Annotated in this window: 23 protein-coding genes and 1 other annotated feature; of the genes, 15 read left to right on the forward strand and 8 right to left on the reverse strand. The window is 39.9% G+C overall.

Translation table 11 applies throughout. The features are described from left to right. Positions 1 to 435: integrase core domain-containing protein (locus tag FTT85_RS10325; protein ID WP_180183489.1), on the forward strand; the 435-nt coding region annotated here is incomplete at its 5' end. 214 nt (positions 436 to 649) lie between these two features. Here the strand turns inward: FTT85_RS10325 and FTT85_RS10330 are convergent. Further along, positions 650 to 1,869, reverse strand: a protein-coding gene (locus tag FTT85_RS10330; RefSeq protein WP_180183490.1) for an IS3 family transposase whose coding sequence is annotated in 2 segments (ribosomal slippage) — positions 650 to 1,593 and positions 1,593 to 1,869 — 1,221 coding nt in all. Because the reading frame shifts where the segments join, the coding sequence is not laid out codon by codon here. Beyond that, positions 1,478 to 1,594 (reverse strand) — a sequence feature (AL1L pseudoknot). It overlaps the preceding gene by 117 nt. Before the next feature lie 67 nt (positions 1,870 to 1,936). Here FTT85_RS10330 and FTT85_RS18725 point away from each other — a divergent pair. The 3 genes from FTT85_RS18725 to FTT85_RS10345 all read left to right on the forward strand — a co-directional run bounded on the left by FTT85_RS18725 (position 1,937) and on the right by FTT85_RS10345 (position 2,771). Then, positions 1,937 to 2,164, forward strand: a complete 228-nt coding sequence (locus FTT85_RS18725; RefSeq protein ID WP_257245643.1) for a transposase — start codon at positions 1,937 to 1,939, stop codon at positions 2,162 to 2,164. 153 nt (positions 2,165 to 2,317) lie between these two features. Beyond that, a complete protein-coding gene (locus tag FTT85_RS10340; RefSeq protein ID WP_180010878.1) occupies positions 2,318 to 2,569 on the forward strand; it encodes a hypothetical protein in 252 nt (83 codons plus the stop codon). Positions 2,570 to 2,588: 19 nt separating this feature from the next. Further along, positions 2,589 to 2,771 carry a hypothetical protein gene (locus tag FTT85_RS10345; protein ID WP_180005252.1) on the forward strand — a complete coding sequence of 61 codons (183 nt, stop codon included), beginning with the start codon at positions 2,589 to 2,591 and terminating at the stop codon, positions 2,769 to 2,771. 82 nt (positions 2,772 to 2,853) lie between these two features. Here FTT85_RS10345 and FTT85_RS10350 read toward each other — a convergent pair whose 3' ends face one another. Beyond that, complete coding sequence (locus FTT85_RS10350; RefSeq protein WP_078189109.1) at positions 2,854 to 3,633, reverse strand: ferredoxin--NADP reductase; 780 nt, start codon at positions 3,631 to 3,633, stop codon at positions 2,854 to 2,856. Between the two features lie 106 nt (positions 3,634 to 3,739). Between FTT85_RS10350 and tsaA the strand changes: the two genes are divergently transcribed. Further along, entirely contained in the window at positions 3,740 to 4,447 is a 708-nt protein-coding gene (gene tsaA, locus FTT85_RS10355; protein WP_180183491.1) for a tRNA (N6-threonylcarbamoyladenosine(37)-N6)-methyltransferase TrmO, read from the forward strand. 47 nt (positions 4,448 to 4,494) lie between these two features. Here the strand turns inward: tsaA and FTT85_RS10360 are convergent, their stop codons facing one another. Then, positions 4,495 to 5,481: a hypothetical protein gene (locus FTT85_RS10360; RefSeq protein WP_180183492.1), complete on the reverse strand. Its 987-nt coding sequence runs from the start codon at positions 5,479 to 5,481 to the stop codon at positions 4,495 to 4,497. Positions 5,482 to 5,808: 327 nt separating this feature from the next. Between FTT85_RS10360 and FTT85_RS10365 the strand changes: the two genes are divergently transcribed. The 4 genes from FTT85_RS10365 to FTT85_RS10380 all read left to right on the forward strand — a co-directional run bounded on the left by FTT85_RS10365 (position 5,809) and on the right by FTT85_RS10380 (position 10,160). Next, the gene (locus FTT85_RS10365; RefSeq protein WP_180027311.1) at positions 5,809 to 7,566 is read left to right on the forward strand and encodes a GspE/PulE family protein; all 1,758 of its coding nucleotides are present in this window, start codon (positions 5,809 to 5,811) and stop codon (positions 7,564 to 7,566) included. A gap of 105 nt (positions 7,567 to 7,671) precedes the next feature. Then, positions 7,672 to 8,034, forward strand: a complete 363-nt coding sequence (locus tag FTT85_RS10370) for a NirD/YgiW/YdeI family stress tolerance protein (protein ID WP_180183493.1) — start codon at positions 7,672 to 7,674, stop codon at positions 8,032 to 8,034. Between the two features lie 133 nt (positions 8,035 to 8,167). After that, positions 8,168 to 8,836, forward strand: a complete 669-nt coding sequence (locus FTT85_RS10375; RefSeq protein WP_180183494.1) for a response regulator transcription factor — start codon at positions 8,168 to 8,170, stop codon at positions 8,834 to 8,836. 4 nt (positions 8,837 to 8,840) lie between these two features. Continuing rightward, positions 8,841 to 10,160, forward strand: a complete 1,320-nt coding sequence (locus tag FTT85_RS10380) for a HAMP domain-containing sensor histidine kinase (protein ID WP_180183495.1) — start codon at positions 8,841 to 8,843, stop codon at positions 10,158 to 10,160. Positions 10,161 to 10,356: 196 nt separating this feature from the next. Here the strand turns inward: FTT85_RS10380 and hemP are convergent, their stop codons facing one another. Next, positions 10,357 to 10,527: a hemin uptake protein HemP gene (hemP, locus tag FTT85_RS10385; protein ID WP_078189103.1), complete on the reverse strand. Its 171-nt coding sequence runs from the start codon at positions 10,525 to 10,527 to the stop codon at positions 10,357 to 10,359. 147 nt (positions 10,528 to 10,674) lie between these two features. Between hemP and FTT85_RS10390 the strand changes: the two genes are divergently transcribed. Beyond that, positions 10,675 to 11,574: an NUDIX domain-containing protein gene (locus FTT85_RS10390; RefSeq protein WP_180183496.1), complete on the forward strand. Its 900-nt coding sequence runs from the start codon at positions 10,675 to 10,677 to the stop codon at positions 11,572 to 11,574. Positions 11,575 to 11,715: 141 nt separating this feature from the next. Here FTT85_RS10390 and FTT85_RS10395 read toward each other — a convergent pair whose 3' ends face one another. Both FTT85_RS10395 and mrcB read right to left on the reverse strand, forming a co-directional pair. After that, positions 11,716 to 12,198, reverse strand: coding sequence for a tetratricopeptide repeat protein (locus FTT85_RS10395; protein WP_180183512.1), 483 nt, complete (start codon positions 12,196 to 12,198; stop codon positions 11,716 to 11,718). A 76-nt stretch (positions 12,199 to 12,274) separates the two neighbouring features. Beyond that, positions 12,275 to 14,668, reverse strand: a complete 2,394-nt coding sequence (gene mrcB / locus FTT85_RS10400; protein ID WP_180183497.1) for a penicillin-binding protein 1B — start codon at positions 14,666 to 14,668, stop codon at positions 12,275 to 12,277. A 152-nt stretch (positions 14,669 to 14,820) separates the two neighbouring features. Between mrcB and FTT85_RS10405 the strand changes: the two genes are divergently transcribed. The 3 genes from FTT85_RS10405 (at position 14,821) to FTT85_RS10415 (ending at position 16,526) form a co-directional block, all read left to right on the forward strand. Continuing rightward, positions 14,821 to 15,759, forward strand: coding sequence for an NAD(+) kinase (locus FTT85_RS10405; protein WP_078189100.1), 939 nt, complete (start codon positions 14,821 to 14,823; stop codon positions 15,757 to 15,759). 2 nt (positions 15,760 to 15,761) lie between these two features. Continuing rightward, the gene (locus FTT85_RS10410; RefSeq protein ID WP_078189099.1) at positions 15,762 to 16,028 is read left to right on the forward strand and encodes a YeaC family protein; all 267 of its coding nucleotides are present in this window, start codon (positions 15,762 to 15,764) and stop codon (positions 16,026 to 16,028) included. Between the two features lie 81 nt (positions 16,029 to 16,109). Continuing rightward, complete coding sequence (locus tag FTT85_RS10415) at positions 16,110 to 16,526, forward strand: hypothetical protein (RefSeq protein WP_180183498.1); 417 nt, start codon at positions 16,110 to 16,112, stop codon at positions 16,524 to 16,526. A 420-nt stretch (positions 16,527 to 16,946) separates the two neighbouring features. Here FTT85_RS10415 and FTT85_RS10420 read toward each other — a convergent pair whose 3' ends face one another. Continuing rightward, on the reverse strand, positions 16,947 to 17,942 hold the full coding sequence (locus FTT85_RS10420) for a glycosyl transferase family protein (RefSeq protein WP_180183499.1): 996 nt from the start codon (positions 17,940 to 17,942) through the stop codon (positions 16,947 to 16,949). 408 nt (positions 17,943 to 18,350) lie between these two features. On the opposite strand from FTT85_RS10420, the gene FTT85_RS10425 reads away from it, so the two are divergent. Both FTT85_RS10425 and FTT85_RS10430 read left to right on the forward strand, forming a co-directional pair. Further along, positions 18,351 to 19,697: a dicarboxylate/amino acid:cation symporter gene (locus tag FTT85_RS10425; protein ID WP_180005246.1), complete on the forward strand. Its 1,347-nt coding sequence runs from the start codon at positions 18,351 to 18,353 to the stop codon at positions 19,695 to 19,697. Positions 19,698 to 19,868: 171 nt separating this feature from the next. Beyond that, positions 19,869 to 21,011 (forward strand): acyl-CoA dehydrogenase family protein, encoded by a 1,143-nt coding sequence (locus FTT85_RS10430; protein WP_180009486.1) that lies wholly within the window; start codon positions 19,869 to 19,871, stop codon positions 21,009 to 21,011. 145 nt (positions 21,012 to 21,156) lie between these two features. On the opposite strand, the gene FTT85_RS10435 is transcribed toward FTT85_RS10430, so the two are convergent. Then, entirely contained in the window at positions 21,157 to 21,687 is a 531-nt protein-coding gene (locus FTT85_RS10435; protein WP_180009485.1) for a DJ-1/PfpI family protein, read from the reverse strand. Between the last annotated feature and the right edge of the window lie 452 nt (positions 21,688 to 22,139).

Here is a 22,139-nt window from a genome sequence, read left to right on the forward strand (position 1 = left end):
ACAAAAACACCGATTACAGCGGCTGATTTACTCAATGATCGTGTGTTGCCATTCTATCAATCTCAGGACTTACCAATGCTTCGCATCCTCACAGACAGAGGTACTGAGTATTGCGGTAAGGTAGAACAACATGACTATGAATTGTATCTGGCAGTCAATGATATTGATCACACGAAGACAAAAGCAGCTTCCCCGCAAACCAATGGTATATGTGAGCGTTTCCATAAGACGATTTTGCAGGAGTTCTATCAAATTACGTTTAGGAAGAAGCTTTATAGCTCATTGGAAGAATTACAAGTTGATCTAGACGATTGGCTGAAATTCTATAATACTGAACGGACTCATCAAGGAAAAATGTGCTGTGGTCGTACACCACTTGAAACTTTACTTGATGGAAAACGGATTTGGGCTGAGAAGAATTTAGCTCAAATTTAACCTGACAGACACAATAAAAAATGGGTAACTGTCAGATCAGGTTTGAGCTAGTACACGTAAAAGTCCTCTGCCATTTGATTTGGTGTCTTAAAACTCAGTCCTTTCTAGATTCTCTTCTGATTATAAAATAGCTCTATGTATTTTGTAATATCTGCTTTGGCTTCTCCCCTTGTTTTGAACCGTACCGGGTTTGTCGGAGACATTTTTATTTAAGTTAGGCCACGTGACCTAACGGGTTAATCTTATCATAGTACATTGCTTCAAACTCAAAAGGCGATACATAACCCAGTGCACTGTGTACACGCTTTTTGTTGAACCAATCTACCCAGTTTAGTGTCGCAAGCTGTACATCTGCTAAACCTTGCCAATCTGCTTTTAAATATTCAATCACCTCTATTTTGTATAAGCCATTCACTGTTTCAGCCAAAGCATTATCGTATGAATCACCAGTCGTACCGACTGATGCTCTTAAATTTGCTGCTTCTAAACGATTGGTATAGCGAATAGAAAGATATTGCACACCTCTGTCGGAATGATGAATCACATTCTTTGGCATGCCTCGATCGTGCAATGCTTGCTCCAATGCATCGAGCACCATATCTGTATTCATCCGTGTAGATACTTTCCATCCAACAATTGCTCGTGAGAACACGTCAATAACAAATGCGGTATATACCCAGCCTGAATGAGTTTGAATATACGTAAAGTCACCCACCAATAGTTGGTTTGGATAATCAGCATTAAAATTACGTTTCACTAAATCATCTGCCCGTTTTTGGTCATCTCGGTTACGGGTGGTTTGTTTATTCTTACCACGCCAAACACCTTGTATACCTAGCTTTTGCATCAATCGAGCAACTGTACAACGTGCAATCACATAGCCTTCACGTTTCAGTTGTTGCCAGACCTTACGTACACCATATCGACCTGAACTTTCCTTCCAAATTCGTTTAATTTGTTCAGCATGATGCTCATCATGTAGATCTCGTTTCGCTCGATGTTCTGGATTGTCAGCGAGATCTAAAGTTCGGTAATAGGTTGAAGCTGCGATCGGTAAAATCCTACAAATCGCATCAACACCATATCGATCTTTATTGTTATGGATAAAATCCACCATGATTTGTATGGGCGGTCGAGCTCCGCCTGGGCGAAAAAAGCGGCTGCTTTACGTAGAATTTCATTGGCACGTTTTAATTCTTTAATTTCACGTTCCATTTGCTTCATTTTTTCTTGATCAGATATCTGTTGTACTTTGGCGGGATTTTGTTGATCTAAGTATTTTTGATACCAAACACGTAGTGTTTCAGGAGTACAACCGATCTTAGGCGCAATTGCTGTGATTGCAGCCCAAGTAGAAGGATAATCTTTTTCAGATTCAATCAATAATTGAACCGCTCTTTCTCTGATTTCAGGGGTATATTTTAATTTGGTCATCGGAACATTCTCTCAGAATACTGAGTCTCCGACAAACCCGGTACGGTTCAGAATTTATGTTGTATATGTGAATAGTCTGTTGCTATCAAAAGCTAAACGTCACTGTAAGTTAGATCCTGAACTTAAAATTTATAACCAAGAGATCAACAAAAGAAGAATTGGGATTGAGCACATATTTGGTTGCCTTAAAACCTTTAAAATTTTGGCTGAGCGTTATCGAAATAGAGATAAAAGACTGGGATTACGATTCAATTTAATTGCTGGGGTTTACAATATGGAGTTGGATAAAAAATGATTTATGCAAGAGGTCTAATATATTTTTAAATTCACATAATATTTATTTCTTTACAAATAAAAACATTTTGATAGAATTTAAATTAAGTATAAGTAATGTAAGTAATTTCTAAAAATAAACTGGATATTTTAGAGATTTTTAGCAGAGGGTGTAGTGAAAATAATTAAATTTTTAGTCGTAGGTGCTGTGTTGTTAATTACTGGGTGTAGCTCGAAAGTTGTGACCTATGATGCAACTGGTCAGGTGATTGGATCATGTAAAGCAACACGTGGTTTACTTTCGACTGCCAGTGCCCATTGTGGTGGCTCAGGCAATGCGATTGGTGTGAATTACAATACAGTGGATGCCAAGACTGGACTATTACCAGTACCACCAAGTCAAAATCAGATTAATTTAGCACCGTAAATAATAGAGGGGAAATATTGTGAAATTATCAGCACTTATTGCATTAGTAGCAACGGTTGTACTGACGGGTTGTGCATCGACGGTTACTACATTTGACTCACATGGTCGTATGATCGGTTCATGTAAGGCGGAAAGAGGTTTTATTATTGGGGGGGGCGCAGGTTGTTCAGGTTCTGCAAACCAAGAAGGCCGTGGACGTTAATTTTTTCGTGATGATAGCAATAAAAAACCGAGCTAAATAGCTCGGTTTTTTGATCCAATATTATTGGAAATAATAAGAAATCTTATTTTTCAACGAATGCACGTTCGATCACGTAGTCACCGAGCACACCCATTTTAGGTGATTCTTTAAGACCGTGCTGGTCAAGTAGTGCAGCAACGTCGTCAAGGAAAGCAGGGCTACCGCAAAGCATTGCGCGGTCAGTTTCAGGGTTGAAACGAGGAAGACCAATTTTTTCGAAAAGTTGACCAGATTCAATGGCAGTAGTTACACGGCCTTGAGTATGGAATTCTTCACGGGTTACTGTAGGGTAGTAAACCAATTTTTCTTTCGCGCCTAATTCACCAAAGAATTCGTGGTTAGGAATTTCATCTAAGATTAAATCTTGATAAGCCAATTCCGAAATGAAACGAGTACCATGTACAACGATGATTTTTTCAAAACGTTCGTAAGTTTCAGGGTCACGAATCACTGAAAGGAACGGTGCAAGACCTGTACCTGAAGAAAGTAGGTATAAGTTTTTACCAGGGTTTAAGTCATCTAGAACCAACGTACCTGTAGGTTTTTTAGATACTAAAATTTCATCGCCAACTTTTACTTTTTGTAAAATAGACGTTAAAGGACCATCTGGAACTTTAATAGAGAAAAACTCTAATTCTTCTTCATAGTTTGCGCTTGCAATAGAATAAGCGCGCATTAAAGGCTTACCATTTACTTCAAGGCCGATCATCACAAATTGACCGTTTTTAAAACGTAACGCTGTATCGCGAGTGGTTTTAAAAGAGAATAAAGTGTCATTCCAATGGTGGACGTGAGTAATCTTTTCGACGTTAAAAGCAGCCATTAAAGGTCTCAATAAAATTATCAAATTAGAACAGCTTACTATTCTAATCTAAAATCATTCTCGATAAACTGAATATATTTAATTGAACTTATCAGAAAAAGTGATTATGTCTGAGCTTAAAATGCCAATTATCGGGTATATGAAATCTCCCTACCGAGAAAAATTTGGTATTCCACGTCAGCCGAATTTAGTGCAGGTCGAATCTTATATTGAAATGGTAGAACCTTATAACGATTTATTGGCTTTTGAGGGGATTGAAGATTTTAGTCATCTTTGGTTGATTTGGCAGTTTCATGAAAATAAAAATGCAGATTCGACAAAATTTCGTCCGCAAGTTCGCCCACCTCGTTTAGGTGGTAATCAAAAAATCGGAGTATTTGCGACACGGAGTATGTACCGACCGTCACCTATGGGTTTGTCGGTTGTGCAACTCAAAGGGGTGGAAAAAATCGGTAAATCGGTACGTGTCTATGTGGTCGGTAGTGATTTGTTGGATGGAACACCAATTTTAGATATCAAACCCTATATTCAATATTCAGATGCAGTTATGGATGCGCAAAGCGGTTATGCGCAGGATGAGCCAGAACGAAAATCTGTGATTTGGTCAGAGCACGCTGAGCAACAAAAACAGGTATTTTTGAATAATGGCAATCTAACCGAGCAATTAAAGGCTGAACTTGAGCAGGTATTGAGTTTAGATCCACGTCCTGCCTATCAGCATGATGATGAACGTGTGTATGGCATGTTATTTGGTGGATTGAATGTAAAATTTCAGGTCTGTGATCTACAAATTCTGATTATTGAAATATCTTAATAAAAAAGGAGCTAATTTAGCTCCTTTTTTATAGCTTCAATGCTGATCTACGGTTTCATATTGTTTTGAATAAATGTACTAGCTGTATCGTTATACCAAGTACATAAATTATTTTGGCTTTCAATACGTTGAATGGCAAGTTTTCGATCTACATCAGTTAAAGTTGATGGAAGATTATCCTTTTCATTTTGAATTTCATCTGCAAGGCTGTACTGCAACCCTTTAGGATGACGTTCTACTTCGTAATATTGTCCTTTATATTCTGCATAGCCGTAGGTTGCATCTGCATCAGTTCCTTCAGAAGAATACAGGTACGCTACAGTATCTTTATAAGTTTTCTTAAAGATTCTGCTTTGAGCATTTTGACTATATTGCGCAGCATAATCATCAAAATATTGTTTCTCATCGCCATTGCTGTAAGTAAGCAGATTTTCTTGGTTATTAGAGTAGGTCAACTGCTGCATACAGTAAGCGCCTGCTGGGAATGTCAGGTCTTTAACACGGTTGTAATAGGTATTACGGACTGTGCCAAAGTTTACTGTAGGTTTATTGCTAAGATCCCATTGATGTTCAGGCTCAAGTGTGGCTAAGACATTTTTACCGCTTAAATCAATTTTTTTGTAGGTCGAAGTAAAGACTAAACCTGTGGAACCGATAGGTGAGTAGTGCTGATGAGTAAGTACTAAGTCCTTAAATGAGCCAGTACCAACCAAATAGCCATATTTAGAATCCTTGGGCCCAAAGTCTTGATAGATGCCATTTTGAGTGATGGTTAGATCATTATCCATTTCAAAATTATTTTGGTCGTAGATTTTTCCTTGATCAATCGTACCGACTGAATAATTCAACGTTAAAGCATCATCATTATAGCCACCATTAATTTCAAAAAATCCCCATTGCTGAAAATCTTTATTTTCTTCAGGTGTATTCGAATTATTATTTGCGGAAGATTCACTTGAACTTCCACCTCCGCCGCCACAGCCAATTAATGCCATTGCTGTAAGGATTGAAAGGCTCAGGCTTTTAAGTTGCATTGTTTTTCCCTCTTTTTTTGATATACAAATATTTAATCAGGGTGATCTTATTGTAAAAATAATGTAATAAATGAAATTTTTATTTGAATAAATGTTAATAGGTTTATTTATTCTAATGAATCTGAGTCATTATTAAATTTAACTGCATTTGTTGCTATTGATATCAGTATGAGCAGCCAAGCAACATGAATTGAGCAATAAATTCACGCTTTTAATCTTATACTAATGTTGTGTGATCTAGTTAATTACACACCTGCTGTGCCCAATTTATCTAATCCGATGTAAAAAACTTGCTATAGTAGTTTTATGTTTGGGGAACATAGAACAATGACTTTTAATTTTGAAATTGACACTTCTTGGTGTTTAGACCAATTACAAAAAGATGGACGTATTACTGAACGGGACAAAATACTGATTCAAACCACGCACCGTCAGCGTGAGCAGTTGAAATGGCATCCTTTACAATGGATTGCCAATTTTAATTTAGTCGATCAGAGTCATCCGCAGTCTACCTTAACATTGAATAGACTTTGCCAATGGTTGGCAGAAAAGTCTGGAGTACCGTTTTATATTATCGATCCTCTAAAAGCTGATGTGCCTGCTTTGACAGCCATTATGTCTCAGGAATTTGCAGTACGAAATCGCATTTTAGCGGTTGAATTACAAAATGAGCATGTGCTGATTGCAACGGATCAACCTTATAAAAATGAATGGATTGCCAATTTAGAGAGAACGGTATTACCACGCAAGATTCAGCGTGTATTACTCAGTCCAGACCAACTACAGCGTTACTTGGTTGAATATTACCAAGTGAGTCGTGCGGTCAGTAATTCGCAAAAATCATCGAGTTATGACCGTGAAAATAAAGGCGTTGAAGCACTATTACAATTAGGTGATACACAAAATCCAGATGCCAATGATCAGCATATTGTGAAGCTTGTGGATTGGGTCTTACAGTTTGCCTTCGAACAAGGTGCAAGTGATATTCACCTCGAGCCGCGTAAAGATACAGGAAAGGTGCGTTTTCGTATCGATGGGGTATTACATACCATCTACAACATGCCCGCAAATACCCTGACAGCCGTGGTCTCGCGAATTAAGATCTTAGGTCGGATGAATGTGGCGGAAAAGCGTAAGCCGCAAGATGGACGTTTAAAAACCCGTACACCCAAAGGCCAAGAAACAGAGCTACGTTTATCGACGTTGCCAACAGCTTTTGGTGAAAAGTTGGTTATGCGTATTTTTGACCCTGAAGTCTTGGTACGTAGCTTCCAACAGCTCGGTTTTGAAGGGCGTCTGCTGGATGATTGGAAGGCCTTAACCAGTCATAGTCACGGTATTATTTTAGTGACTGGTCCGACAGGTTCAGGTAAGACCACCACGCTTTATTCATCACTCAAACAATTAGCAACTGAAGAAGTGAATGTCTGCACCATTGAAGACCCGATTGAGATGTTAGAGCCAAGCTTTAACCAAATGCAGGTGAATACAGGGATTGATCTGGGCTTTGCTGATGGTGTACGGGCTTTAATGCGTCAAGACCCTGACATTATCATGGTCGGGGAGATACGAGATCATGATACGGCAAATATGGCGATCCAAGCTGCATTAACAGGTCATTTGGTGCTTTCAACTTTACATACCAATGATGCACCATCGAGTTTGACGCGATTACATGACCTAGGTATTCAGCCTTTTTTAACCGCAGCGACCATATTAGGGGTTTTGGCACAACGTCTAGTTCGTCAACTCTGTCCACATTGTAAGCGTGAGACTTTTATCAATGAACAAGAGTGGAAACATCTGACCTTTGAATATGCGATTCAAATGCCTGATTTTGTCTACGAGGCGGTGGGCTGTGATGAATGCCGTCAAACGGGTTATAAAGGCCGTGTGGGGATTTATGAATTTATGCCGCTCAGTATTGAAACCAAGCAATTGATTGGTGCCAATGCAGATCTAACCCAACTACGTACACAGGCTCGTAAAGAGCATGTCGAGCCATTACGAATTGCCGGTGCGCGTAAAGTACTTGCAGGGGTAACCACTTTAGAAGAAGTCCTGCGTGTCGTGCCGCTCAACTAATGGTTCGATCAAAGTAAATAAAAACGTCTTTGCAGCTTAAGATTCGACTCATCTTGGTTTGTTTAAATAGCGCTATCGAAATAGACACAGTAAGAGAGACCGAAGATGAAAACATTCACTCAATTGGTATGTGGTTTAGCATTTGCAGGTGTGGCATCGGTTGCAGTCGCGAATACAGCCGTTAATCAAACAGCAGTTGCACCGATGAAAACCACATCTGTGAAACATGCCTTAGGCTTAAAAGATGATAGTAAAGTTCAATTGAAAGGTTATGTTGTGAAATCGATGGGCGATGAAAAATATCAGTTCCGCGATAGCACAGGCAGCATTACAGTGGATATTGATGATGAACTTTGGCAAGGCAAAGCGATTTCAGCTAAAACACCGGTAACGCTCATTGGAGGAATCGACATTGATTACAAACCAACAAAACGTGTTGAAGTGGATGTCGATCAAGTAAAATTTTAATTTAGCCTGTCATTCAATACAGTGCTGCGCCATGAAAAAAACCACAGCAAGCTGTGGTTTTTTTATGATATGAGTAGATATGAGCAAAAGTTCGATACACTAAAGTCGGAACCATAGAAATAGGGTAGGTAAGATGCGAATTTTATTGGCAGAAGATGATGCATCCCAAGCAGACAGTATAAAAACATGGCTTGAAATGGATGGCTACAGTGTCGATTGGGTTGAGCGAGGCGATCACGCTATTTTGGCTTTAGAACAACATCAATATGATTGCATACTTTTAGATCGTGGCTTACCAAAAGTAACTGGTGATGAAATTTTAAAACGTATCGTACAGTTGCATCCGCTTACACCAGTTTTATTCATTACTGCTCGTGACAGTATTGCAGATCGTGTTGAAGGTTTAGATCTGGGTGCTCATGATTATTTGGTAAAACCCTTTAGCTTGGAAGAGTTGTCAGCAAGGGTACGTGCCCAATTACGTTTGCATCATCAGCAGCGTGATAATTCTCTGACTTTCGGGGATTTAAGTTTAGATGTACTAGCCAAAACGCTGCGTAAAAATGCGGAATTGATTACGCTGACATCGCGTGAATATCAAATTTTGCATAAGATGATGTTGAATCCTGAGCATATTATGACGCGTAGCCAACTCGAAGAATCGCTCTATGCATGGGGCGATGAAGTGGAAAGTAATGCGATCGAAGTTTTTATTTACCAATTGCGTAAGAAGATTGGCAGTGATTACATTAAAACCTTAAGGGGCTTGGGTTATCGCATGAATCTTCCTCAACAAAGTTAAGTCTATGAGTGATAAAAAAAGCATTTCCTTGCAGTCGCAACTGATTAAAACTTCACTGCTCAGTGCAATTTGGGCGGGAGCAATCTCTCTGTGTCTGATGTTGGGATTTGGTCTGTATCACATCATGAGTGTACATGATGCCCTGATGGACGAAGTGGCTGACATGCTCACTGCTACTGATCTCACGCTGAAGCAAGACGAACAAATAGATGAGTTGAGTGAAGAGTTTGATATGCAATATCAACTCATACAAGGGTCGCAAGTCTTAACCACGTCGGAACAACATACAGCATTTGAACATCAGTCCAATATAAAACAAGGATTACATTATCAATGGAGAGACGGCGCGCTTTGGCGTAGCTATGCACTTCAGGACGATGGATTATGCGTACAAATCGTTCAACCGATGAAAACACGGCTGAGAGAAACGCTGCAAAGCGTACTAGGCTATGCAGGGATTCTGTTGATTGTCTGGTTGATCCAATGGCTATTACTACATATTTTGATTAAACGTCAATTGAAAGTTTTACAGCTATTTTCAAAACAAATCGCTGAAAAAAATGTAGATGACTTACAAGCCATCGTCTTAGCTGAACCTGTATTACAAGAACTAGAGCCGATCCAAACACAGCTGAATTTTTTATTAAGCCGATTAGATCAAGCCTTAGAGGCGGAACAGCGTTTTACCTCCGATGCCTCACATGAATTACGCTCACCGCTGTCTGCGATTCAAATGCGACTTCAGGTATTAAAACGAAAATATCCCGACATTCAGCAGGATTTATTGAGCATACAGCACGATGTTAATCGAGGAACGCGCGTGTTGGAAAATCTACTGATTTTGGCGCGGCTCGACCCGACGCAATCGGAGCAATTAGATAAAAAACAGAACGACTTAGAACAGCTGAGTTTACAAGTCCTTGATGCTTTACAGCCTTTTATTGAAGAAAAGCAGATCGAATTGAAGCTACAGACCCAGTCTGTACAGTTTGCGATGAACACAGAGTTGATGTTTAGCTGTCTACGCAATTTAGTCGATAACGCAATTCGCTATAGTCCTGAGCAAGGACAGGTCAAGATTGATTTAACGGTAACAGCACAGCAGGCGGTTTGGACGATTGAAAATCAAGGTGCGGGACTGACAGTCGCAGAATTGCAACGCATTGGCGAGCGATTTTACCGTGTATTGGGAACGAAGACGCAAGGTTCAGGTTTAGGTATTTCAATTGCCCAAAAAATTGTACAGTTACATCAAGGCCATTTAAATGTGGATGCATCTGAACTGGGTGGCTTAAAGGTACAACTCACTTTTCCAATCCGTTAAAAACACGATTTGCTCTAAGGAATTTAGCGAAAGAGTGTTGTGAGAGGAAGATGAGTGTTGCGATTTAAATTAAGTTTGAGTAGCTATAAAACTTAATTTAACTAAGCACAAAACTTAAAAAGCAGTAAGCGAATGGCTTACTGCTTGTGTCCACGATTATTTTTATTGCGCTGATAATTATTATTTTTATCAGAAATTATTTGGTCAAAATAAGGCGATTATTTCGTGTTAAACGTAGTCGATATTCTTCACCTGCATGCATAATGCGAATTTCACGTCCTAAGGCAAAAAGGTTGTTTGAATGTAGCATTGGCAGTGAGTGGTGTGCTTCATTGCTACGAGTAAAAAGGCTAAATGGTGCGTTCATTCCGTCGACTCCGTGGTGTATTTCTGAATGGTTTAAATGATAATCATTATCGAATAGGCCTGTCAACGGTAATTTTAGGATTTTATAAAAAAGATAAATTTGCTTACACTTGGAAATCAATTGGAACAGAGTAGAGAGCAGGGAACTATGTCTAAACCGCAAATCGATGTCGCCATTGCGATTTTATTGCATCAAGACAAAGTACTGGTGGGTTGGCGTGAAGCAAAACAACATCAGGGCAATAAACATGAGTTTCCGGGCGGTAAAGTCGAGCAGGGTGAAAGTCCTGAACAAGCGTGTCGTCGTGAAATTTTTGAAGAGGTTGGAATTGGTTTACATGACTGGCATGCTTTTGATTTTATTCAACATGAATACGATGATGTTATTGTGAAATTACATTTATTTCATGCCACAGTCCCGCATGCGTTGCTGAATGAAATCCAAAAGCCATGGGCCTGGTATTCACGTCAACAACTCATGAGTTTGAATTTTCCAAAGGCCAATCAAGCTATTTTGCAGCGCTTATATTGGCAGCAACAGATCAAAATCACCGCCGATCTACCAACATTTGAAACGCTTCAAGAGACGCTGTTGTATTATTGGCGAGTCGATGCCAGCGCAGAAAATGCAGAGGCATTAAATCAATTACCTACCGTGATTTTAAAGCAATTGATAATTAATGAAGATCTATGGTCATTACTCTCTACAGAGGTGCAAGCACATATTTCGGCTTTACATCTTAAGCAGCACCAATTGCTGAAAAAAAATAAAGGTGATTTACAGCTTGGGAAGCGCTATATCGCCGCTTGTCATGATCAAGTTTCTGCACTGCATGCGCAAAAAATTGGCTGTGAGGCTATTTTTATGAGCCCAGTTCTGGCGACACAAAGTCATCCAGAGGCGCAAGGTATGGGATGGGCGCATTTTTCTGAGATTGCACGAGGCATAGAAATCCCTGTTTTTGCTTTAGGTGGCATGCGTCCTGAATTGCTACCTATTGCACAGCAGCATCATGCTTATGGGGTGGCAGGTATTCGCAATTTTTAAATTAAAGTGTGTATTGAATTAAATTTGTATTTAAAGTCGATATTTTAGACTTAAAGTAACTATTGGAAATAAGCTTACTTTTAGTATGTTTTAAATAAAAAAGCCTGATCTCAATTAAGATCAAGCTTTTTTACGGGGTGCTTAAAGAGCTTTAATGGCTTGTTGTGCTTTTTGAATGGTGCTGCTTTTCTTTTGCATTTGACCGGCTTTTAAAACAACATTCCAAAGCTGTTGTTTCATCGGCTTGGTTTGAGCATAGCTTAATCCACGCAGTGCCAACGATTCTGCATTCGCAGGCTGACTTTTTCGATTGGCGATCATTGCCAAATATAAAAAAGTTTCCGCAGATTGTGGTGCCAAACGCTGTGCTTGAGTTGCAGCACTTTCAGCTTCATTCCATTTTCCATTGGCATAAGCGGTTTGCGTAGTTTGCATCAATTTTTTGAATGCAGGTAAGTCACGACCATCATCAAACTTTTGAATTTGGGTTTTCTGCTCAGGGATAACGATGCGTTGACGCTTAATTTCTGGATGGTCATATGGTGTAATAATGACCCCAGAAGGGTCATGGATATCTGCCTTTTTTTCAGGTGGAGCAGTCGGCTTTTGCTCAGGTTCGATCATGGTTTGGCAACCTGCCAAAATGATCGTCAAAACGCTCAGAATACTGAACGTTTTTAAAACTTTAATCTTTTGCAGTTTAATTTGAATACTCTCCACTTGAGATGATGCGAGGTTGATCAGATGTCCCCTGATCATTATCGACATCACTTTCACGAATGTAGTCACCTAAACTATCATTTTGTTCCTGAGTTGGCTGCGTCTCTTCAGTATCAACTGTGTAAGGTTCTACTTCATATTGTGTCGAACCACATGCCGTAGCCTGATTTGGAATAGAGTTACGCGACAGAGGAATATACATCGCACCTGTACAATGCTGTGCAGATAAATTACCTGAATAACGGTCTAACCAATGCCACTGTACGCTGTCTGGTTGACGTAAATTAACTGGTTTTTGACGTAACTGCTTCATGACATTGGTCCAAACAGGAAGTGCTCCTGACGAACCAGTTAAGCCTGTAACTTTGTTGTTGTCTAAACCTAACCAAACCACACTTAAGTAATTACCTGAATAACCTGCAAACCATGAGTCACGCGTATCATTGGTTGTCCCTGATTTACCTGCAAGTTTGAGTGAAGCTGGTAATGATGCATAAGCCGAACGGCCTGTCCCTGAACTCATCACTTGTTGTAAACCATAGTTCAAGATAAAGGCTGCATCAGGTGCAATAGTCGGTTGTACCGTTAAGCTATAACGATCTAATAAACGACCATTGGCATCGACCACTGAACGAATAGCTTTCACTGGATATTTGAAGCCACCGGTTGCAAAGTTGCCATACACACTCATCACTTCCATCGGTGACATATCGATAGCACCGAGGTAAATCGAAGGGTAGCTTGGAATATTAGAAGTCACACCAAACTTTTTCAGATGGTTAATAAAAGTCGACATACCGAACTCTTGACCTAAGCGTACCGCAGAGAGGTTATAAGAGTTTGATAGGGCATCGACCATTGGTACGACACCATGTGCACCACCACTATAGTTTTTTGGTGTCCAAGCTTTGCCATCACTTTGAATGCTGATAGGACTGTCTTCGATTTGACTCGCCCAGTTATAGCGGTTGGATTCTATCGCACTGAGGTAAATCACAGGTTTTAGCAATGAACCAACTTGACGTTTAGCATCCATCGTACGGTTAAAGCCAGTAAAGTCCTGCGTTGAACCCACTGCTGAAACCAATTCACCATTTTCAGGATGAGACACCAGTACCGCGCCTTGTAATTCTTTCAAGCGTGCTGGATTGGCATTGCTTAAACGTGCCACAGATTCTTTAAATGCAGTTTGTACACGAGTTTGTGCAATCGGGTCCATCGCGGTGAAAATACGCAGACCTTGATTGGTCAAATCGCTTTCTTGGTATTCAGTACGCAGTTGACGACGCACGATATCCATATAGTCTGGGAAGCGAGAAGGGCCCAATGTTGGTTTTGTAATGACATTTAATGGACGTGCAGACTCAGTTTCATATTGTTCCTGAGTTAAATAGCCCATCACCACCATATTGTTTAACACAATATTACGGCGTTTAATCGCACTTTCAGGGTTTTTCCACGGATTATATAGGGTCGGACCTTGAACCAAACCGACTAAATACGCCTGCTGAGCAATATTTAGTTCACGCAGCGGTAAACCAAAATAGAATTGTGAAGCTAAACCATAACCATTGATGGAATAGTTACCGTTTTGCCCTAAGTTCACTTCGTTTAAATAAGCTTCAAGAATTTCATCTTTGTCATAGTGAAGTTCAATCAGCATCGCCATTAAGGCTTCATTGGCCTTACGCTTAATGGTTCTCTCAGGCGATAAATAGAAATTTTTCACCAATTGCTGAGTGAGGGTTGAACCACCTTGACGTTTACCACCTGTGACATTACTCACGATGGCACGTGCTGTACCACGAATGGAAATACCATGATGCTGATAGAAATTACGGTCTTCTGTAGCAATTAAAGCTTGGATTAAAGGCTTAGGTACTTTATCGAGTTTAATCAGCACACGGTCTTCATTGTGCTGAGGATAAATACCACCAATTAACATCGGCTCTAAACGGGCAATACCACTACTTGAAGGTTTAGTCGCACTTACTTCAGTGATTTGATCTTCACCAAAGGTCACTTTAAGGACTTGTTCAGGGTCGACACTATCACCAAAGTCAAAACCACGCGTATGGATATAGGTCACATTGCCAGAAGTAACGTAACTCCCTGTTTTCGCATAGCTATCTTGAGCGTTATAGCCCAAAAGTTTCAGTTCTTGGTTGAGGTCTGCTTGGCTTACAGGCGCATTGGTATAAATTTCTAAAGGACGAGCAAATACCTTGGCTGGAATGTCCCAACGTTGACCTTCGAATTTATCCCGTACAATATTATCTAGACGAATAAGATAAATGCTGAACACGAGAAATCCGCCGATAATCAACAGCGAAAAAATCAGTGCAATTATGCCTATGCCACGTTCAGACTTCATAAATAGTGATAATACCCTGAGAAATTTTGCTAATCATGCGAAGCTTTTCAGTATTTTGCAATATTTAAACTGTTATATGTATGCAAAATATTGGAAGCTACTTCACTAAAGTCGAAACTTTAAAGTTTTTTTAAATCATTTCTGTTAGTGATATGATACCAATGAGGCGAAGCGGAGCAAAAGCGCAGGTGCAAATTTCACATAAATCATTTCGAAACATTGGGTTGATTGGTCGTCCAGACAAATCATCAGTGATCGAAACCCTATGTTTGATCCACGATCATATTTTGAGTTTGGGATTACATCCTGTATTTGATACGCAAACAGCGCAGCTGGTTCCCTACAATAATACTCAGACGGTCAGCCGTAATTTATTGGGTGAAGTTGTCGATTTGGTGATCGTTGTCGGCGGTGATGGTTCATTGCTTCATGCCGCACGTGCCTTGGTGAAATATAATACCCCTGTGATTGGGGTGAACCGTGGTCGTTTGGGCTTCCTGACCGATATCAAACCGACAGAAGTGATTTTCAAGTTAGATCAAGTGCTCAAAGGTGAGTTTCAGCTAGACCGACGTTTCTTGTTGGAAATGGAAATTCGCTCGAAAGGCGAGTCGATTTATGATGCTGTAGCTTTAAATGATATTGTGCTGCACTCGGGTAAATCGGTACACATGATCGACTTTGAACTGAATATTGATGGGCAATATGTATACCGCCAACACAGTGACGGTTTAATTGTTTCGACACCAACCGGCTCTACAGCTTATGCATTATCTGGTGGTGGTCCGATTGTCCACCCAAGTATGGATGCGATTGCCTTAGTGCCAATGCATCCACATACTTTGTCGTCACGGCCGATTGTCGTCGGCGGACAAAGCGAAATTAAAATTTTGATTCGTGAAAATCGTGTTCTACCAATGGTCAGTGCCGATGGTCAACACAGTGTATCATTGGGTGTAGGCGATAGTTTACATATCCGCAAACATCCATTTAAGCTCAACTTATTACATCCACCTGGTTATGACTTCTATATGGCATGTCGTACCAAGCTAGGCTGGAACCAAGATTTTGACTCATTAAAGCAGGATTAATTATGAATATTGAACAGATGCTTGCCGTACTCGATCCTGAAATTGTTGGTCGATTAAAAACGGCAATTGAAATTGGTAAATGGCCAAATGGCGTAGCGCTGACTCAAGAACAACGTCAAATTTGTATGCAAGCGGTGTATGCATGGGAAATTAAACATTTGCCAGAAGATGAGCGTAGTGGTTATATCGACCGCGGGACCAAAGAAGAAGATGAGCATTGCGACTCGCATGTGGAAGAACCTGAGTTCAAGCCCATTCGTTTCGTTTAATCGAATTCACTTCAAAAAGCCATATGGTTAGATCAATCATATGGCTTTTTTAAATCTTAAAAATAAGTAAAAAATATTTAAATGAAATCAATAAAATTAAAATACTTGATGAGTACAGTGATTGCTTTGCTGTCGGGTCAGGTTTTTGCTGAAAATAAAATTGAATGTTTAATGCAGGTTATCGTTATTTCAAGTAGCAAATTTGCTGAACCAAAAACTCAATATACACAAATCAAAAATGATAGCTCGCCCATGTTGCTGATTGGAATTAAAATTCAAAAGGCAAAAGCCGCTTTTAAATCGGTGAAAATTCAAAGCCATCAGAAATATTGTTCCAGCTTAGTAGGGCAACGTAAAGATGCCTATTTGTCTGGGCGATATGAGTCGAATAACATTCAAATTAAACTCGGCGATCAACTCGAATTGAAAAATATTCATCGCTCTGGAAAACATTATCCTTTTTGGGTGGATTTTTATTTTCCGATTAAAGCTGAATAAGTAGGGGAAATAATTAAAGTCAGAAATCAACTTAAATACTGATGTTACGCAGTAACATTAGAAGCGCAATTTGATTCAAATAAAAGAATGATACGCGGTAACGTCATCCGCAAGTGTTTGAGACAGGGCTACTTCTAATCAAAAATGTTTTTGCGATACTTTGGATAATTTGACGGTAGTGAACGAGTTTTGTGGATGACAATGGTTTTGGGTACTTTTGCCGAAACAAAAGTACTTCCAGCCGAAGGCTAATCCCTTTATTCAAACCCTAGATGCAAGACTCCGTCGAATAGACTTAAAAAATCATTTTAAAAATGCGTAACTACTTTTACGCGCGTAACATCAGTTAAATATGAAAAAATAGGAGAGTGAATTCAGAGAAATGATTCACTCTCCTAGTCTAGAGCCACAATAATTATATTAGAACCGATCTGCCCAAAGCGCTTTGGCTTTTTGCATCGCTTCATCAAAACTTGCGACGGCACCCATGGTATACAGTGCGATTCCCATGGTTTCGGTGACCGCGATGTCACCATATTGATGTGTCTGCTGACCGTCCCAAACGGCTTTAAAGACGGCCAAATCGAGTTCTTCTTCGACGGGACTGCGGTTGTCCGTCAGTTTAGGCAATTCATGTTCATACATTTCACCATCCTTGATGCCACAAATTAAGGTTTTTGCATCGGGGTTACGTTCGAATTCACCACCTTCACCCTTAATGACAGCACTATTTTGATAACCCAATTGGAATGCCGCACGTTGATGTGATCCACGATAGGCTGGGTGGAAAATCGCTTGCATGGTGGCTTTGGCATTAAACGGATTTATTAGGCGGGCAAGGGTGTGAATTGGGGAACGCAAACCCATCACATTGCGCAGTGAAATTAGATCACTGAGTATTGGCGAAATGACGTCGAGCGGAATATAAGCAAAATGACGCTGATTGAGCTGCTGTTCCACATCTGTATCATTTTGGCAAATAGGAAAACCCAAATACTCTAATACTTGTTCTGTATAAAGGCGGTTAATGGTATGACCTGAAGCACCATGCATCACGACATTGTAGCCGTGTTTTGCCAGCGTTAATGCGGCCAATAAAAACCAAGGATAATGTTTACGTTTACCTGCATAAGATGACCAATCTAAATCGACATCAAGCTTTTTAAACTTGAGTTGATCACGGGAGGCTTGGACAAAGCCAGTGAGTTCATCGACAGATTCTTCTTTTACACGCAATAACATCAGGAAAGCGCCCAATTGAACGTCTAAAACCTCATCTTTTAAGATCATGCTGAACGCTTGGTAGGCTTCATCATAAGTGAGCGAACGTGCACCATTCTTTCCTTTACCCACGATACGGACAAATTGCGCAAAAGGATGTTCAAAATCTTTGTAAATATTTCGTTTATTGTTCATGCAAATACGGGGCTTAAAATTAGGACTTAAGGATAGTTTACTTCTATAGTTGGTATTTTTCAGCCTGATAACAGGTTTTAAAAAGGATGTCTTTAGACTATCGTCTAATAAACTCGGTCTATTATTTAACCGAAATTAACATTTGTGGCAGAACAAGCCCTTAAAAAACAGGTAAAATTTAACCTACTTTAGTATGTGTTTCATCTCCTGATCAATGCGCTGATTTTATATCAGGTCCTGATGTGATTATTTAATCACCATACATATTTCGTTTTTCTGTATTTGGCTAAGTCAAATACCTTTGGTGCTCTTTTGTCGAAGACAAAGGGGTTTTGGGCTGTTTATTTTTTGAAAATAGACAAAAACTGAATATTTCTTTGAAGCAGAAATATATCGTGAAGTAATGTCATGGCTAAAAAACCAATTTATAAGTCACTATATTTTCAAGTGATCGTTGCCATTATTGCGGGTGTTTTGGTGGGGCATTTCTCACCAAGTGGCACGCAAATTATCAATGGTACCGAGCAATACGTAAAAGGCTGGGGTGAATTGTTCTATCCACTAGGACAAGGTTTCATCAAGCTGATTAAAATGATTATTGCACCTGTGATCTTCTGTACCGTGGTAAGTGGTATTGCAGGTATGGAAAGCATGAAATCTGTGGGTAAGACAGGTGGGGTCGCTTTACTATACTTCGAAATCGTTTCGACCATCGCACTCATTATCGGTCTTGCAGTGATTAATATTGCAAAACCTGGTGTAGGCATGAACGTAGATCCAGCATCTTTAGATACTGCAGGTATTTCTAAATATGTTGAATCTGGTGCAGCACAATCTACCCAAGAATTTTTTATGAATATCATCCCAAACACCGTTGTTGGTGCGTTTGCTGAGGGTGAGATTCTTCAAGTTCTATTATTTGCCTTATTATTTGGTTTTGCATTGCATAAACTTGGTGATGCAGGTAAGCCTGTATTGAAGTTTATTGATCAAATTGCACATGTATTCTTTAACATTGTAAACATGATCATGAAGCTTGCGCCAATTGGTGCCTTCGGTGCGATGGCTTATACCATTGGTAAATATGGTATCGGTAGTTTGGCGCAATTGGGTCAGTTGATCATCTGCTTCTATATTACCTGTTTGCTGTTTATTTTTCTTGTACTTGGCTCAATTGCACGTATTTGCGGTTTCAGTATCCTCAAAATGATTCGTATGATTCGCGAAGAACTCTTGATTGTACTGGGTACGTCATCTTCAGAATCTGTACTGCCACGTATGTTGAAAAAACTCGAACTTGCTGGTGCAGAAAAATCTGTAGTGGGTCTGGTTATTCCAACAGGTTATTCATTTAACCTAGATGGTACGTCTATTTACCTGACCATGGCAGCAATCTTTATTGCACAAGCGACCAATACACCGCTTGATATTTCGCATCAGATCACGTTGTTGTTGGTCCTACTCATCTCATCTAAGGGTGCTGCGGGTGTGACGGGTTCAGGCTTTATTGTCATGGCTGCAACATTGTCTGCTGTGGGGCATATTCCTGTTGCTGGTTTGGCATTGATTCTTGGTATTGACCGTTTCATGTCAGAAGCACGTGCATTAACCAACCTTGTCGGTAACTCATTGGCAACGATTGTGGTTGCGAAATGGGTGGGTCAATTAGACAAAGAAAAACTGGATTTTGCTTTAGCAAATCCTGAAGAAATTGACCGTCAGATGCAAGAAGAAGGCAATGCACATCATGCCTAAGGCAGATGCTGTGATGTAAAAGATGTAATTAAAAAAGGAAGCTTCGGCTTCCTTTTTTAATGCAGAACTAAAGCCAAATTTGAACGCTTTAGTTTTTAGGCATGACGGCTGTTCTAAACTGCAATAGGATGGAGTTCAACAAAACAACAAACTTAACCAAGGAAGAAACACATGCTGGCTTATGATGCAGACTTAGAATTATTTCGAGATAACTTTCGCCGTTTTATGGCAGAGCATGTCGCACCACATTATGAGCAATGGGAACGTGAAGGCATTATGCCGCGATCAGTATGGAATGCCTTGGGTGAAAATGGCTTTTTATGTGTGGATGTGCCTGAAGAATATGGCGGCTATGGCGTCCCAACGCATTATTCACTGATGCTAGTCGAAGAATCTGCGCGAGCAGGTTTTAGTGCATTATCGACAGGTATTTCATGCCATTCTGAAATTGCAGCACCGTATATTTTGCACATTGGTTCAGAAGAACAAAAACAATATTGGTTACCGAAAATGATCACAGGTGAAGTGGTCGGTGCTATTGGTATGACAGAGCCGGGAGCAGGTTCGGACTTGCAGTCTATGCGCAGTAGTGCAATTTTGCAGGGTGATTATTATCTTCTCAATGGTTCGAAAACCTTTATCTCAAATGGTCAACATGCAGACTTAGTGGTATTGGCGGCGAAAACCGATCCGCAAGCACGTGCCAAAGGCGTGTCACTACTTTTAGTCGATACACATTTGGATGGATTTAAGAAAGGTACCAACCTCGACAAAATTGGTCTGCATGCGCAAGACACTTCAGAGTTGTTTTATGACAACGTCAAAGTGCCAAAAGAGCAACTTTTGGGTCAAGCTGGACAAGGCTTTGCTTACTTGATGCAAGAGTTACCGCGTGAACGCACCGCAATTGCCTCGACTGCAATTGGTGCGATTCGTGGTTCCATTGATGTGGCAACGCAGTATGTTAAAGAGCGACAAGCCTTCGGACAGGCGATCGGACAGTTCCAAAATACTCGTTTTGTCTTGGCACAGGCTAAGATTGACGAATTGGCTACAGCGGCATTTTATAATCAAAATGTTGAGCTTTATATGCAAGGCAAACTTGATGTTGAAACTGCAGCAGCCCTCAAGACCTTCTCTACCGATATGCAAATGAAAGTGGCCCATAATCTACTTCAATTATTTGGTGGCTATGGTTATATGACGGAATATCCAATTTCACGTTTCTTTGTCGATGCACGTATTCAGCAAATCTACGGTGGCACCAATGAAATTATGAAAGAAATCGTGGCACGAAGTATTTTAGGTCGATAAACAATTTATCAGGCTGAAATTAAAATAGCGAAGTGAAGACTTCGCTATTTTTTTTAGGATGTATTTCTATAGAGACGATGTATTTCTATAGATTTGCTTATTTGAATTAGATTGTGCGGTTGAGTGTAAGTGAATATATTGAGACCTATGATAATGACGGTTGCCCCAAAACTTGCAGACAGACTTCAATAAATTCAGGGGTATCTAAAGTACTGCGAGACGATATATACAGGTTATTATCATTCACGACCGATTGATCCGACACCACCACACCTGCGTTTAGTAAAGCAGATTTCAGCGTTTCAGATTGGGCGAAATGGCGACCTTGTATGACACCAGCTTCTAATAACAACTGTGGACCATGGCAACTGCTCAAGATCGGCTTTTGGCTATCTGCAAAATTACGTACAAAATAGATAAAACGGTCATCTAAAGCGAGTTTCTCTGGGGAATAACCGCCGGGAATAAACAAGGCATCAAAATCATTCACAGAGGCGTCGTCGATACTTTGGTCAATGGTGATCTGGGAACGGCGTTTAATGCCGTGAACGATTTTTCCAACCTGATCTTCGATATTGATAATGCTGTGCCGAGCGGCTCGAAATGCCTCTACAGGCTCAAGATACTCAATATCTTCAAAATCGTAGGTCACTAACACTGCAATTTTCTTGTGCATACTTGTACCTATGGGTCTGTTATTTTTTTTCTGATATTTAGACTACAAAGCAATGATAAAAATTACCTGTGTCTTTTGTAATAAATGCGTCAATGACTGTAAACACTAGATGAAAGTGCCTATTAAGTCACTGAAAAAACGATCAATGACCAAGTGTTTATACAGATCATCTTTAAGTTTCAAATTATTTCTATGCCATGAAAGCCAAGTTTTGAATTTTTTATTTTGCTGCAGGTATTGAGAGCAAAATTTAAAAATGAAATGACCAATGAAACAAATTGATTGATGGGCTTATACAAGGAGATGGATCTATTCAAATTAGCTAGAAAGGAGAAGGGCTACTTATTGTGCTGCTCAAGATGAATGATCAATAAAGCCGTCAAAAAGTAAGATTTGCCTTAATTATGGCTTTACCTATCAGTTTGGCTGTTTTGGCTCTTAAGTTAAGCTGA

The organism is Acinetobacter sp. YH01020 (assembly GCF_013420275.1).
Taxonomy (GTDB): domain Bacteria; phylum Pseudomonadota; class Gammaproteobacteria; order Pseudomonadales; family Moraxellaceae; genus Acinetobacter; species Acinetobacter amyesii.